The 14025-nt window shown below is 71.3% G+C and carries 13 protein-coding genes; 7 read left to right on the top strand and 6 right to left on the bottom strand.

Going from position 1 to position 14025, the window contains the following annotated elements:
- Window positions 1-8: 8 nt before the first annotated feature.
- Window positions 9-746, top strand: a complete 738-nt coding sequence (locus ACFWUY_RS05880) for a prepilin peptidase (RefSeq protein WP_384102463.1) — start codon at window positions 9-11, stop codon at window positions 744-746.
- A 289-nt stretch (window positions 747-1035) separates the two neighbouring features.
- On the opposite strand, the gene mgrA is transcribed toward ACFWUY_RS05880, so the two are convergent.
- On the bottom strand, window positions 1036-2073 hold the full coding sequence (gene mgrA, locus ACFWUY_RS05885) for an L-glyceraldehyde 3-phosphate reductase (protein ID WP_384102465.1): 1038 nt from the start codon (window positions 2071-2073) through the stop codon (window positions 1036-1038).
- A gap of 127 nt (window positions 2074-2200) precedes the next feature.
- Between mgrA and ACFWUY_RS05890 the strand changes: the two genes are divergently transcribed.
- The 5 genes from ACFWUY_RS05890 (at window position 2201) to ACFWUY_RS05910 (ending at window position 7953) form a co-directional block, all read left to right on the top strand.
- On the top strand, window positions 2201-2962 hold the full coding sequence (locus ACFWUY_RS05890) for an isoprenyl transferase (protein WP_384102467.1): 762 nt from the start codon (window positions 2201-2203) through the stop codon (window positions 2960-2962).
- Window positions 2963-3268: 306 nt separating this feature from the next.
- Complete coding sequence (locus tag ACFWUY_RS05895; protein WP_384102469.1) at window positions 3269-4594, top strand: PhoH family protein; 1326 nt, start codon at window positions 3269-3271, stop codon at window positions 4592-4594.
- Between the two features lie 377 nt (window positions 4595-4971).
- Window positions 4972-5691 carry a transglycosylase SLT domain-containing protein gene (locus ACFWUY_RS05900; RefSeq protein WP_384102471.1) on the top strand — a complete coding sequence of 240 codons (720 nt, stop codon included), beginning with the start codon at window positions 4972-4974 and terminating at the stop codon, window positions 5689-5691.
- Window positions 5692-5836: 145 nt separating this feature from the next.
- Window positions 5837-7288, top strand: coding sequence for an AI-2E family transporter (locus ACFWUY_RS05905; protein ID WP_384102473.1), 1452 nt, complete (start codon window positions 5837-5839; stop codon window positions 7286-7288).
- Window positions 7285-7953: a hypothetical protein gene (locus tag ACFWUY_RS05910; RefSeq protein WP_384102475.1), complete on the top strand. Its 669-nt coding sequence runs from the start codon at window positions 7285-7287 to the stop codon at window positions 7951-7953. Before ACFWUY_RS05905 ends, ACFWUY_RS05910 begins: the two co-directional genes overlap by 4 nt.
- 74 nt (window positions 7954-8027) lie before the next feature.
- Here the strand turns inward: ACFWUY_RS05910 and ACFWUY_RS05915 are convergent, their stop codons facing one another.
- Complete coding sequence (locus ACFWUY_RS05915; RefSeq protein ID WP_073809246.1) at window positions 8028-8561, bottom strand: alkyl hydroperoxide reductase; 534 nt, start codon at window positions 8559-8561, stop codon at window positions 8028-8030.
- A gap of 16 nt (window positions 8562-8577) precedes the next feature.
- A complete protein-coding gene (locus ACFWUY_RS05920; protein ID WP_360808941.1) occupies window positions 8578-9132 on the bottom strand; it encodes a peroxiredoxin in 555 nt (184 codons plus the stop codon).
- Window positions 9133-9265: 133 nt separating this feature from the next.
- Here ACFWUY_RS05920 and ACFWUY_RS05925 point away from each other — a divergent pair, with 133 nt between their 5' ends.
- The gene (locus ACFWUY_RS05925; protein WP_384102478.1) at window positions 9266-10285 is read left to right on the top strand and encodes a hydrogen peroxide-inducible genes activator; all 1020 of its coding nucleotides are present in this window, start codon (window positions 9266-9268) and stop codon (window positions 10283-10285) included.
- Between the two features lie 135 nt (window positions 10286-10420).
- Here ACFWUY_RS05925 and ACFWUY_RS05930 read toward each other — a convergent pair whose 3' ends face one another.
- The 3 genes from ACFWUY_RS05930 to ACFWUY_RS05940 are packed head-to-tail and all read right to left on the bottom strand — an operon-like array spanning window position 10421 to window position 13994.
- Window positions 10421-12793 (bottom strand): FtsX-like permease family protein, encoded by a 2373-nt coding sequence (locus ACFWUY_RS05930; protein ID WP_384102481.1) that lies wholly within the window; start codon window positions 12791-12793, stop codon window positions 10421-10423.
- On the bottom strand, window positions 12790-13473 hold the full coding sequence (locus tag ACFWUY_RS05935) for an ABC transporter ATP-binding protein (protein WP_384102483.1): 684 nt from the start codon (window positions 13471-13473) through the stop codon (window positions 12790-12792). Before ACFWUY_RS05935 ends, ACFWUY_RS05930 begins: the two co-directional genes overlap by 4 nt.
- Window positions 13470-13994: a PadR family transcriptional regulator gene (locus ACFWUY_RS05940; RefSeq protein WP_384102485.1), complete on the bottom strand. Its 525-nt coding sequence runs from the start codon at window positions 13992-13994 to the stop codon at window positions 13470-13472. The genes ACFWUY_RS05935 and ACFWUY_RS05940 overlap by 4 nt, the downstream gene beginning before the upstream one ends.
- Window positions 13995-14025 lie beyond the last annotated feature (31 nt).

Here is a 14025-nt window from a genome sequence, read left to right on the forward strand (position 1 = left end):
TCTGGTCCGTGTACGTCACGCTGATCGCCCTCGCCGCCCTCTGGGGTGCCGCCGTCGGCCTGCTCGTGCCGCGTGCCGCGTACCGGCTCTCCGTGGCGTCCGAGGAACCGTGGCGGGACCGCTGTCCCGCCGGGCACGCGCTCGTGGGGCCCGCGGGCGGCTGGCTGGGCGGGCCCGGCCGGCGGGACTGTGCGACGACCGCCGCCCCGCTCACCGCGCCGCTGCTCACCGCCCTCGCGTGTGCCGCGCTCGCCGCCGCCACCGGCGGGCCCCGGCCCGAGCTGGTGGTCTGGCTGCTCGCCGCGCCCTTCGCCGTGCTCCTCGCAGGCGTCGACGCGCGCGTGCACCGGCTGCCGGACGGAGTGACGCTGCCGCTCGCCGTCGCCGTCCCGGTGCTGCTCGGCGCCGCCGAGCTCCTGCCGTACGACGCGGGGTCCTGGTCCCACGCGCTGCTCGGCGCGCTCGTCCTCGGCGGTGCCTATCTGGTGCTGTTCCTGATCAACCCGAGCGGTCTGGGTTTCGGCGACGTCAAGCTGGCGGTGCCGCTGGGCGCCGCGCTCGGCTGGTACGGCTGGGGCGTCCTGTTCGCCGGCGCGTTCGCGGGCTTCCTGCTCGGCGCGGTGTACGGCCTCGGTCTGGTCCTGCTGCGGCGGGCCGGCCGCTCCTCGGCGATCCCCTTCGGGCCCTTCATGCTCGGGGGCGGTCTCCTCGGTCTGCTCCTCGGCGCCTTCACCGCGCTTCCCTGAGACAGGCCCGCCCGAGGTCTTTCCGAGGCCTTCACGTCAACGTCGTGCCCCGCCCGGCCGGTCCCTCCTGGGAGGGACGGAACTCCGCCGCCACGCCGGGGCGCAAACCCGCCACAGCCCCCCGCACCCCTTGTCCCGACCGGGATCCGGAAGATTCGTCGAGGTTCGTACGGCGTACGTGGCGCGCAACACGACTATCGAAGGGTTATGGTGGAAACCCCCCCTCGGGCCGGTCCGTATCCCCCCCACGGACCGGCCCGTTTTTTCTTTCCGGGTCCCCTCGGAGGCGTCAGCCCCGGCCGGCCCAGATGTTCGTGCCCTGGGTGTCCACGGCGAACGAGTCGATCTCCACCAGCTCCTCGGCGGTCAGCGGCGGACCCGCCAGAGCGGCCACGTTCTCCTCCAGCTGCGCGACGCTGGACGCGCCGATCAGCGCCGAGGTCATCCGCTCGTCCCGCAGGACCCACGAAAGCGCCAGCTGCGCCAGGGACTGCCCCCGCCGCTCCGCGATGTCCGCGAGGCCGTGCAGGCGCCGCAGCACCTCGTCGGAGAGCAGGTTCGGGTCGAGGGACTTGCCCTGGGTGGCCCGCGAGCCCTCCGGGATGCCCTTCAGGTACTTGTTGGTGAGCAGCCCCTGTGCCAGCGGCACGAAGGAGATGCAGCCCATCCCGGCTTCCTCGAGGGTGTCGAGGAGGCCGTCCTCCTCGGTCCAGCGGTTGATCATCGAGTACGAGGGCTGGTGGATGAGCGCGGGGACGCCCATCGCGCGCAGGATCCGCGCGGCCTCGGCGGTCTGCTCGCTGGTGTACGAGGAGACGCCGACGTACAGGGCCTTGCCCTGCTGGACGGCGGAGGCCAGGGCCCCCATCGTCTCCTCGAGCGGGGTGTGCGGGTCGAAGCGGTGCGAGTAGAAGATGTCGACGTAGTCGAGGCCCATCCGGTTCAGGGAGGCGTCGAGCGAGGACAGCAGGTACTTGCGGGAGCCCCACTCGCCGTACGGGCCGGGGTGCATCTCGTAGCCGGCCTTCGTGGAGATGATCAGCTCGTCGCGGTACGGCGCGAAGTCCTGGGCGAAGAGCTTGCCGAAGTTCAGCTCGGCGGAGCCGGGCGGCGGCCCGTAGTTGTTCGCCAGGTCGAAGTGGGTCACGCCCAGGTCGAAGGCGCGGCGCAGGATCGCCCGCTGGGTGTCGAGGGCGCGGTCGTCGCCGAAGTTGTGCCAGAGGCCGAGCGAGACCGCCGGGAGCTTGAGGCCGCTGCGGCCCGAGCGGCGGTACTCCATGGCGTCGTAGCGGTCCGCGGCGGCGCGGTAGAAGGGGGAATCAGTCACGTATCTCTGCTTATCACGGACTTGTGACAGTCCCGGGCTGGGAGCCTGTCGCCCGCGCGCAGTAGTCTGGCGGCTTGCGGACCGCCGCTGCATGGCGGACCGCCGCTGCACAGAGGGGTAAAGAACGGTGAACCTGCGCGACCTGGTGTACGGGCTCTACGCACGCCGGGTGGAAGGCCGCCTCGACCACGCCCAGGTGCCCAAGCACATCGGGGTGATCCTCGACGGGAACCGCCGCTGGGCCAAGGCGTCCGGCGGAACCCCCGAGCAGGGACACAAGGCCGGCGCGGACAAGATCCAGGAGCTGCTCGGCTGGTGCGCCGAGACCGACGTCGAGGTCGTCACGCTCTGGATGCTCTCCACGGACAACCTGAACCGGCCCGAGGAGCAGCTCGTGCCGCTGCTCGGCATCATCGAGAACGCCGTGCGGGCGCTCGCCGCCGACGGCCGCTGGCGGGTCAACCACGTCGGGACGATGGACCTGCTGCCGTCCCGTACGCAGTCGGTGCTCAAGGAGGCCGAGCAGGCCACCCACGCCAACACGGGGATACTCGTGAACGTGGCGGTGGGCTACGGCGGCCGGCAGGAGATCGCGGACGCGGTCCGCTCGCTGCTCCTGGAGCACGCGGACCGGGGGACGAGCTTCGAGGAGCTCGCCGAGATCGTCGACGTCGAGCACATCTCGGAGCACCTGTACACGCGGGGTCAGCCGGATCCGGACCTGGTGATCCGTACCAGCGGCGAGCAGCGTCTCTCCGGGTTCATGCTGTGGCAGAGCGCCCATTCGGAGTACTACTTCTGCGAGGTGCACTGGCCGGCCTTCCGCAAGGTCGACTTCCTGCGGGCGCTGCGTGACTACGCCGCCCGGCACCGGCGTTACGGGACCTGAGGCCGGGCGCCCCCGGAGCGCCCCCGACCCGGTCGGAACCGATCACCTCGTGTTCATGAACACGACGTCATATGCCGTGGCATGGCAGCCCCTTTTCGAGGGCATATCCCTGGTGAGTGAGCGGCACGGAGACCGCCACCCGGGAGGCCCCTTGCACCAGGACGACCGTGCGGGACACGTACGGGAGAAGCGGAGGGCCGTGGTTCGGCCCGCGCATGGCGGCCTGAGCCCGGTCCCATTCCGCAGCGACACCGGTTCCGTCGCACCCCGACCTCACAGGGGTCTTCCGAGGGGGTCTGTCCTTCCGTGGTGACCAGCACGAAGCGCCGCCTTTCCGACCGGCGCACCTATGTTCTCGACACCAGCGTCCTGCTGGCCGACCCCAACGCCGTGTCCCGTTTCGAGGAGCACGAGGTGGTGCTCCCGATCGTCGTGGTGACGGAGCTGGAGGCCAAGCGGCACCATCCCGAACTCGGTTACTTCGCCCGGCAGGCCCTGCGCCTCCTGGACGACTTCCGGGTCCGGTACGGGCGTCTCGACGCCCCGCTCCCCATCGGGGACCTGGGCGGCAGCCTGCGTGTCGAACTCAACCATTCCGACCCCGGCGTACTGCCCGCCGGCTACAGGTTGGGGGACAACGACTCACGGATCCTCGCGGTCGCGCGGAACCTCCAGGCGGAGGGGTACGACGTCACGGTCGTCTCCAAGGACCTTCCGCTGCGCATCAAGGCCTCGTCGGTCGGGCTCCTCGCCGAGGAGTACCGGGCCGAGCTGGCCGTCACGGGCGCCAACGGCTGGACCGGGATGTCCGAGCTCGGGCTCTCCGGCGAGCAGGTGGACCTGCTCTACGACCAGGAGTCGCTGTACGTGCCGGAGGCCGCCGAGCTCCCGGTCCACACGGGCCTGGTGCTCCAGTCCGAGCGGGGGAAGGCGCTCGGCCGGATCACCGCCGAGGGGAACGTACGGCTTGTCCGCGGCGACCGGGAGGCCTTCGGGCTCCGCGGCCGCAGCGCCGAGCAGCGGATCGCGCTCGATCTGCTCCTCGACCCGGACGTCGGCATCCTCTCGATGGGCGGCCGGGCCGGCACCGGCAAGTCCGCGCTCGCGCTCTGCGCGGGCCTGGAGGCGGTTCTGGAGCGCCGTCAGCACCAGAAGGTGATGGTCTTCCGTCCGCTGTACGCGGTCGGCGGCCAGGAGCTCGGGTACCTGCCGGGCAGCGAGTCCGAGAAGATGAGCCCGTGGGCCCAGGCGGTCTTCGACACGCTGTCCTCGGTCGCGAGCCGTGAGGTGATCGAGGAGGTGCTCGGCCGAGGGATGCTGGAGGTCCTGCCGCTCACCCACATCCGGGGGCGTTCGCTCCACGACGCGTTCGTCATCGTGGACGAGGCCCAGTCCCTCGAGCGGAACGTCCTGTTGACCGTTCTGTCCCGTATCGGGGCGAATTCGCGGGTCGTACTGACCCACGACGTCGCCCAGCGGGACAACCTCCGGGTCGGCCGGTACGACGGAGTCGTCGCCGTGGTCGAGAAACTGAAGGGACATCCGCTCTTCGCGCACGTCACGCTCACCCGCTCGGAGCGCTCCCCGATCGCCGCGCTCGTGACGGAGATGCTGGAGGACGTTCAGATCTGATCCGATTCGTACCCTTCCGTACATGTACGGAAGTTGGCGCCGCCCGGCCGAGCGAAGGAGCTTAGCCGGGCGGCGCTCCGCTGTCCGCCCCAACTTCCAAAACTCTTGCCCCTGCCGAGGTGTGAGCTTTCACACGCAACACGGAATTGCCTTGCGGTGTCGCCGTCCGGCAAAGTCTTGCTTCCGTCAGGCCCCGCATACGGCACCCGTGCACCTTCAGGCGCACAACCCCCGCACAACTCAACAGCCGTCCGCCGTATGCCGCCCACAGCACCACGGGCCCGTGTCTTCAGTGACCCAGTACGTCGGAGACCAGCGCCAGGGGCACGATTTCGCCCGCGTGGTCACCTGTGCGGGCGATGCTGGAAGGAAACCGTGTGAGCCGGATCTCGGTCCGGGGATTCGCGGTGGCTTCGGCCACTGCGGTCACCACCGTCGGCGCCGTCGTGGGCGTAGCGTCGGGCAACGCCGTTCAGCCCTCGGACGAAAACTTCGAGGCCGCTGCGGCCGACACCACGCTGCTCGCGGACATTCCCGTGGGCGAGCAGGCCCAGGTACAGGTCTCGTCCCTCTCGGAGCAGGCCGACGTCCAGGCCGCCGCCGCGGACTCGGCCGCGAAGAAGTCCGCGGAGGAGGCCGCCCGTCTGCGCGCGGCCAAGGACGCCGAGGCGAAGAAGGAGGCGGCCGACAAGGCCGCGGCCGAGGCGAAGGCCAAGGCCGAGGAGGAGCGCAAGGCGGCGGAGGAAGAGCGCGCCAGCCGTTCCGCGGTCCGCGACGCCTCGTCCTTCTCCGCGCAGGGCTCGTACTCCATCGCCGAGGTCAAGGCGATGGCCCGCCAGATGATCCCGTCCTCGCAGTTCCAGTGCTTCAGCACCATCGTGGACCACGAGTCCAGCTGGAACTACCGTGCGGTCAACCCGTCTTCGGGTGCCTACGGTCTGATGCAGGCCCTGCCGGGCTACAAGATGAGCTCGGCCGGCTCGGACTGGCAGACCAACCCCGCCACCCAGATCAAGTGGGGCCTCAGCTACATGAACGACCGCTACGGCAGCCCGTGCGAGGCCTGGACGTTCTGGCAGGCCAACCGCTGGTACTAGTACCCGCGTGCTCAACCTCCGGGAGCCCCTCACCGTCCTACGGTGAGGGGCTCCTTGCGTGTAGGTTCGAATCCCCATGGGCACGCGGGGGAGTGAGCGGGGCGGACCCGAGCGGGGCAGAGTGGGGCGGGGGAAGAGGAAAGAGATGGCGAGAGTGCCAGGGTGGCTGGGCCGACTGGGCGAAAGCCTGAGTCGTATGGGTGAACGCCTCGAGGAGCGCCGGGCCGAGGCCGAGCGCGAGGACCCGGTCCGGTCGCCGTACGAGACCCCCGGGGAGCGTCCGGCCGGCCTGACCCCCGGCGCCCCGGCCGCGCCGGCCCGCCCCGACAGGGAACCGGAATCCGCGGCTCCGATCCCGGCGGCCGCCACCGGCGCCGCGACCGCCGAGCCGGCCCCTTCCGTCCCCGCGCCCCCCTCGTACGCACCGGCCGTCGCCGCCCGGCCCGACCCCGTCGCCGCGATCCCCTGGGGCATGCGCGTCGCGGCCGAGGCGAGCTGGCGCCTGCTGGTCTTCGCCGGGACGGTCTGGGTCCTGATGAAGGTGATCAGCTCCGTCCAGCTGGTCGTCCTCGCCTTCGTCGCCGCGCTGCTCGTCACCGCCCTGCTCCAGCCCACCGTGGCCATGCTGCGCAGGAAGGGCCTGCCCCGGGGCCTCGCCACCGCCGTCACCGCCGTCTCCGGCTTCGTCGTGATGGGCCTGGTCGGCTGGTTCGTGGTCTGGCAGGTCATGGACAACATCGACAACCTGTCCGACCAGGTCAGGAACGGCATCGAGGAACTCAAGCTCGCGCTGCTCAACAGCCCGTTCCACGTGACCGAGCAGCAGATCAACGCCATCGCGAAGAACCTCAGCGACTCCGTCGGCGCCAACGCCGAGCAGATCACCCAGGTCGGGCTCCAGGGCGTCACGGTCGTCGTGGAGACGATGACCGGCATCCTGCTCGCCATGTTCTCGACGCTCTTCCTGCTCTACGACGGGAAGAAGGTGTGGGAGTGGACGCTGAAGCTGGTCCCCGCCCAGGCCCGGCCGGGCGTCGCCGGCGCCGGCCCGCGCTCCTGGCGCACCCTCACCGCCTATGTGCGGGGCACGGTGCTCGTCGCCCTCATCGACGCCGTCTTCATCGGACTCGGGCTCTGGTTCCTCGAAGTGCCGATGGCCGTGCCGCTCGCCGTCTTCATCTTCCTGTTCGCCTTCATCCCACTGGTCGGCGCGGTGATCTCCGGCGCCCTCGCGGTCGTCGTCGCCCTCGTCACCAACGGTCTCTTCACCTCCCTCATGGTGCTCGTCGTCGTCCTCGCCGTGCAGCAGATCGAGGGCCACGTCCTCCAGCCCTTCATCCTCGGACGCGCGGTACGGGTCCACCCGCTGGCCGTCGTCCTCGCGGTCGCGGCCGGCGGTCTGACCGCCGGCATCGGCGGCGCCGTCGTCGCGGTCCCGCTGGTCGCCGTCGCCAACACCGCGGTCGGCTACCTCCGCGCGTACAGCACGGAACAGGCCTTGCGCAGCACACCGGAACCGCGCGGCGCGACCGCGTTCGAAGTGGCCCCGACCCCGGCACCGGGCGCGGCGGCCGACAAGGGGGAGAAGAGCACGTGATATCCGAGCCGGAGCTCGACGGCGGTGACGCCTTCGTCACCACCGAGGTCCTCACCGAGAGGCCGAAGCCCCGCCCGCCCCGGGCCCGCCGCCCCTGGCTGTGGGCGCTCGGCGGCGCGGTGCTGGCGTCGGCGGTGTGGGGCGGCGGGCTCTACGCGTACGGGCAGAGGGAGCAGCCGGGGCCGGACATGCGGGGATACAAGTCCGTGGAGGACCTCTGCCAGACGGCCAAGCTGGGGGCGCTCGGCACCATCCTGGGCAAGCGGTACCCCGAGAACCTGTCGGAACGGACCCACGATCCGGCGCTGGAACTGCAGCATTGCCCGCTGCTGTTCGGGTCGCCCGAGACCGGTTACTCCGGGAGCGTCACGTACACCCGGCACCTCGTGACCGATCCGGGACCCGAGTTCGACGCCCGCGCCAAGCGGTTCGACATGGAGCCGTACGCCGGGCTGGGGGAGAAGGCCTACCAGCAGACCAGCGACTTCGGAGCGGAGCTCCTGGTGCTCGACGGCCAGGTGGAGATCGAGATCTCCTTCACCTCGATGGCCAGCTGGAACGAGAACGGCGAGCCCCCGCCGGGGACCGAGCAGATCGACCTCGACGGGATCGAGATCCCGCTCGGCCAGGACATGCTTGCCCTCATGGCCGCACTGAAGAAGTAGCCGGGCCGCACGACGGAAGGGCCCCGGGGCGATGTGCCCCGGGGCCCTTCTCGTACGGCTCGTACGGTCACGCCCTACTCGGCGAGGACCGCTTCCGCGTCGAGGGTGACGCCGACCGCCTGGATCACCGCGGCGATCTTCACGGCCTCCTGGATCGTGGCGCGGTCGACACCGGCCTGGCGCAGGACCTGCTCGTGCGAGTCGAGGCACTGGCCGCAGCCGTTGATCGCGGAGACGGCCAGCGACCACAGCTCGAAGTCGACCTTCTCGACGCCCGGGTTGCCGATGACGTTCATCCGCAGACCGGCGCGCAGCGTCCCGTACTCGGGGTCCGACAGCAGGTGCCGGGTCCGGTAGAAGACGTTGTTCATCGCCATGATCGCGGCGGCGGACTTGGCGGCCTGGTACGCCTCGGGCTTCAGGTTGGCCTGGGCCTCGGGCTCCAGCTCCTTGAGGACCTTCGGCGAGCGCGAGGCGATCGCGCAGGCGAGGACGGTGCCCCAGAGCTGCTGCTGCGGCAGCTCGCTGTTGCCGATGACCGAACCGAGGTTCAGCTTCAGGTCCTTGGCGAAGTCCGGTATGGCGGACTTCAGTTCATCGAGAGCCATGTCGGATACCTCGCCCTTACTCGCCCGAGAGGAGGGCGGCGGCGTCGAGGGTGCCCTCACCCTTGTTCCAGTTGCACGGGCACAGCTCGTCGGTCTGCAGGGCGTCGAGGACCCGCAGGACCTCCTTGGGGTTACGGCCGACGGAGCCGGCGGTCACCATGGTGAACTGGATCTCGTTGTTCGGGTCCACGATGAAGACGGCACGCTGGGCGAAGCCGTCCTCGCCCTCGACGCCGCAGTCGCGCATGAGCTCGTGCTTCGAGTCGGCCAGCATCGGGAAGGGCAGGTCACGCAGGTCGGCGTGGTCCTTGCGCCAGGCGTGGTGCACGAACTCGGAGTCGCCGGAGACGCCGAGGATCTGGGCGTCGCGGTCCGCGAACTCGTCGTTCAGCTTGCCGAAGGCGGCGATCTCGGTGGGGCAGACGAAGGTGAAGTCCTTCGGCCAGAAGAACACCACGCGCCACTTGCCCTCGTAGGACTTGTGGTCGATCTGCTCGAACTCCTTGCCGCTCTCCAGCGACACGCAGGCGGTCAGGTCGTAGGCGGGGAACTTGTCACCGACAGTGAGCACGCGCTCTCCTTGCGAACAGGAAGGGTCCCTTTTGGGGTCTTCCGTGGGGGTTGGACGAGATCACAGCATGGCACGGAGTGCATTGATCAGTGAAATAGCTAGAGTGGGTCGTGTTGATCGAAGGTGGTTATCAGTGGCATCCCCGTACAGCTCCCCGCACGGCCCGACCCGGGGAAAACAACCGAGCCTCTCGCAGCTCAGGGCGTTCGCGGCGGTCGCCGAGCATCTGCACTTCCGCGACGCGGCGGCCGCCATCGGCATGAGCCAGCCCGCGCTCTCGGGCGCGGTTTCGGCACTCGAAGAGGCACTCGGTGTCCAGCTCCTCGAGCGTACGACGAGGAAGGTGCTCCTCTCGCCCGCGGGGGAACGGCTCGCGGTCCGCGCACGGGTGGTCCTCGACGCGGTCGTGGAACTGATGGAGGAGGCGGAGGCGGCCCAGGCCCCGTTCACCGGGGTGCTGCGGCTCGGCGTGATCCCGACCGTCGCCCCCTACCTGCTGCCGACGGTCCTGCGCCTGGTCCACCGGCGCTACCCGGACCTCGACCTCCAGGTCCACGAGGAGCAGACCTCCTCGCTCCTGGAGGGGCTCGCGGCCGGACGGCTCGACCTGCTGCTGCTCGCCGTACCGCTCGGCGTGCCCGGCGTCACCGAACTCCCCGTCTTCGACGAGGACTTCGTCCTGGTCACCCCGGAGGGTCACCCCCTGGCCGGGCGGGACGACATCCCGCGCGAGGCCCTCAGGGAGCAGCGGCTGCTGCTCCTCGACGAGGGGCACTGTCTGCGCGACCAGGCACTCGACATCTGCCGAGAGGCCGGGCGCACCGACGGCGCCGAGGTCACCACCACCGCCGCGGGGCTCGCCACGCTTGTCCAGCTGGTGGCCGGCGGTCTCGGGGTGACCCTGCTGCCGCGCACCGCCGTCACGGTCGAGACCGCCCGCAACGACGCCCTGTGGACGGGGTTCTTCGCCGAACCCGCCCCGGCCCGGCGGATCGCCCTCGCGATGCGGACGGGCGCGGCCCGGCACGCCGAGTTCGAGGAACTCGCGACGGCCCTGCGCGAGGCCATGGGGGAGCTTCCGGTACGGGTACTGGGCGCGGCGGCGACGGGTTCCGAGGCGCGCCGGCTCCCTGAGGCGGCGACGGGTTCCTGAGGCTTCGACTCCCTGAGGTGCGCACGCCGTTGGGCAGCTGGCTCCTTGGTCACGTACGCCGGTGGGCGGGTGGTTCCTGAGACCCCCCGGTCCCAGGAACCACCCGCCCACCTTCTCGCACATCAGCCCGGAGAGTTACTCCGTGCGCAGCCCGTCCGCCCGCATGAGCCGCCACAGGACCGGCAGGCTCAGCAGCGTCACGGCCGCGATCAGCGCGAGCCCGGTCCCGACGACGGGCAGGAACACCCACCAGTCGCCGACCGCCTGGCCCCCCGTACCGAGCAGGACGACCCCGAGGCCGAGCCCGCCGGCCACGGCGAGGACGAGACCGAGGACGATCGGCACCGCCGTCTGCCACAGCACCGACCAGCTCAGGGTGGAGCGCCGGGTGCCGAAGGCGACGAGTGAGGACAGCAGCCGCTTGCGGTCCCTGAGCTGTTCCAGGGTCGCCACCAGGAGCGAGGCCGCCACCAGGAGCATCGTCAGGGTGGAGCCGACCAGGATGCCGGTGCGGACGCTGGAGAAGGCCGCGTCCCGCTGGGTGTCCTCCAGGGCGCGGACCCAGGTCGTCGGGTCGATGGCCGCCGCCGTGTTCCGTACGTGCTCGGCGGCGTCCGGCACGGCCGGGTCGAGCCGGACCATGACCTGCGCGTCGGGCCGGTCGAGCAGGCCGCTGTCGATCGCCGACGGGGTGGCGAGGACGCCGTACTGGTACATGCCCGTCGGGTCGGGGCGGGAGTCCACGACCCGGGCGGTGGCCGGAATGCGCCACTGCGGCAGCGGGGCGCCCTCGGGGCGCTTCGGCTCGCTCGGGTGCGGATGCGGGTCGCGCAGGGCGACCGTGGTGCCGGGCCGCGCGGTCCTGGTGACGTGGCTGTCGTCCGGGTTGCCCTGCGCGCCGTGCGCCAGGAAGACGAAGACGTCGCCGTCCGCGCAGGAGGGCAGCACGGCGAACTCCGCGAGGGAGGCGCAGTCGCCGACCCTGAGCGAGGCCATCGGGGCGAACTCCTCGCCGTCCTTGAGCGGTCCCGGCCGCCAGACGTGCGATTCGACGGTGCCGATCACCCCGCTGACGCCCTCGGTCCGCTCGACGCGCTCGATGATCCCGCGGGCCTCGGCGGCGGTCCCGGCGTCGGCGCCGATCGCGATCTGCGCGCGGGACGTGTCCTCGCCCGTGACCTGCGTGAAGTCGTTCTCCATGGCCTGGAAGAGCATCTGGAGGGCGATCGCCCCGGTCGCCGCGACGACGATGCCGCTGACGGCGCGGGCCGCGCTGCCGCTGCTCAGCTGGAGCCTGCGGACGGCGAGCTGCCAGGCCACCGGGCCCGCGTGCAGCCGCTTCACCGCCGCTTCGACCAGCCACGGCAGGAGCGTGGTGAGGCCGATCAGGGCGAGGGTGGTGCCGGCCACGACACTCACGGTGTCGATGCCGGTCTGGGTCACCTGGACGTCGCCCATGAGCGGGACGAGCAGGGCCGCGCCGGCCGCGAGGAGCAGCAGCCGCCACCAGAGCCGGCGGCGGCGCGGGGTCGAGGCCCTGAAGACCCCGAGCGGCTCGATCGCCACCCCGCGCAGCGCGAAGAGGGTGACGACGACCGAGGCGACGGGCACGACGGCGAGGACGAGCGCGGCGAGCGCGGGCATCGGTACGACGTCGGAGGGATAGGCGTTGACGTCCCAGATGGTGAAGACCCCGGCGAACTCCCGGGCCACCGCGAAGAGTCCGAGGCCGACGGCCAGGCCGAGCAGCGCGCCCGCGAGGGACTCTCCGGCCGCGATCCGCCGGGTCGTGGCGGTGTCGGCGCCGACGAGCCGGAGCGCGGCGAGCCGCCGGTCGCGCTGCTCGCCGCCGAAGCGGACGGCGGTCGCGATGAAGACGAGCACCGGGAGGAGCAGGACGACGCAGGCGACGACGACGAGGAGGATCAGGAACGCGTTCATCGGTTCCTCGGGCACCGACCAGCCGTAGCGGATGCCGCGCCCGTCGAGGTTCTCGGCGTCGAGGAAGTCGACGTGGGCGACGTACCGCAGTTCGGCCGGGCCGATGAGTCCGGCCTGCCCGATCGTGCCGACGGCCTTGTAGGGGATCCGCTTCTCGAGCAGGGCGCCCTCGGGGGAGTCGAGCAGTTCGCCGAGCGCGGGGGAGACCAGCATCTCGCCGGCCTTGGGGAACGCCGTGGCGCCGGGCGGGACCGGGGGCGCGTCGCCCTCGGGGCGCAGCAGCAGCCCGCTGATGACGTCGTCCCGGTAGGCGGTGGTGAGGCCGAGGTGGAGGAAGGAGTCGGGCCGGGGGGAGGTGACCTGTTCGCTGCCGTCGACGGCGCGGACCGACTCCCGCACCTCCCGCTGGAAGAGCATGTTCGGGAAGGAGGCGGCGAGCAGCAGCAGGGCCACGCCGAAGCCGACGCCGGTCGCGGTCAGTACGGTGCGGAGCCGGCCGGAGCGGCCGCCGGTGGTCGCGAACCGGGCGCCGAGCGCCAGGTCGCGGGCCCAGGTGCGGAGGGTCATGCCGCCCACTCCGCGTCCCGCGCGGCTCCGTCGCGTACGACGATCTCGCGGTCGGAGTACGCGGCGACCCGGGCCTCGTGGGTGACGAGGACGACGGCGGCGCCGGTGTCCCGGGAGGCGTCGGTGAGGAGCCGCATGACCCGCTCGCCGTTGAGGGAGTCGAGGGCGCCGGTCGGTTCGTCGGCGAAGATCACCCGCGGTGCGGTGACGAGCGCGCGGGCGACGGCGACGCGCTGCCCCTGGCCACCGGATATCTCGCCGGGGCGCTTGCCCGCGGTGTCGTCGACCTCCAGGCGGGCCAGCCATTCGACGGCCCTGGCCTCGGCGGCCTTCCGCTTCTCGCCGTTGAGACGGAGCGGGAGGGCCACGTTCTCCGCGCAGGTCAGCTCGGGGACGAGCTGGCCGAACTGGAAGACGAAGCCGAAGTCGGTACGGCGCAGGGAGCTGCGCGCGGTGTCGGAGAGCGCGGTGAGCTCGCGGCCGTCGTAGGTGATGGTGCCCGCGTCGGGGCGCACGATTCCGGCCAGGCAGTGCAGCAGGGTCGACTTGCCGGAGCCGGAGGGGCCCATGACGGCGACGACCTCGCCGGCCCGGAGCGAGAAGGAGGCGCCCGCCAGGGCCGGGGTGGGGCCGTAGGCCTTGTCGAGGCCGGTGGCCCGGAGAAGCGGAGCGGAGCTCATCGGCGGATCTCCTCGGCGAGCCGGTCGAGCCGGGCGGCGGTCAGTTCCAGCCAGCGCAGGTCCGCCTCCAGATGGAAGAGGGCGTGGTCGCAGATCAGCTGGTCGGCGAGGTCGCCGTCCTTCTTGCGCCGGGTGAGTTCGCGCATCAGGCGCAGGTGCTCGGCGCGCTGGGTGTCGAGCAGCTCGGCGGCGCCGCGCCCGGTGAGCAGGGCCAGGACGACCTTGGTGTAGAGCGTGGACTGGAGGTACGGCTCCGGCTTCTCGGGAGTGGTGAGCCACCGGGCGACATCGGTGACGCCGGCCTCGGTGATGGCGTACCGCTTCCGCTCCGGGCCGCCGCCCGCCTCGATGCCGTCGACGACGACGAGGCCGTTCTTCAGGAGCCGGGACATGGTCGAGTAGACCTGGCCGTAGTGCAGCGGCCGGTCGTGGCCGAACTTCTCGTCGAAGGCGCGCTTGAGGTCGTAGCCGTGGCGCGGGCCGGACTCCAGGAGTCCCAGGAGGGTGTGACCGATGGACATGCCCATCACTGTACACGGTGTGTATACGCGC

The organism is Streptomyces sp. NPDC058664 (assembly GCF_042716635.1).
In the GTDB taxonomy this organism is placed as follows: domain Bacteria; phylum Actinomycetota; class Actinomycetes; order Streptomycetales; family Streptomycetaceae; genus Streptomyces.

Coding starts and splice junctions, on each gene's coding strand:
- ACFWUY_RS05940 (WP_384102485.1), bottom strand. CDS start 13,994: ATGTCCATCGGTCACACCCTCCTGGGACTCCTGGAGTCCGGCCCGCGC.
- ACFWUY_RS05915 (WP_073809246.1), bottom strand. CDS start 8,561: ATGGCTCTCGATGAACTGAAGTCCGCCATACCGGACTTCGCCAAGGAC.
- ACFWUY_RS05905 (WP_384102473.1), top strand. CDS start 5,837: ATGGCGAGAGTGCCAGGGTGGCTGGGCCGACTGGGCGAAAGCCTGAGT.
- ACFWUY_RS05935 (WP_384102483.1), bottom strand. CDS start 13,473: ATGAGCTCCGCTCCGCTTCTCCGGGCCACCGGCCTCGACAAGGCCTAC.
- ACFWUY_RS05930 (WP_384102481.1), bottom strand. CDS start 12,793: ATGACCCTCCGCACCTGGGCCCGCGACCTGGCGCTCGGCGCCCGGTTC.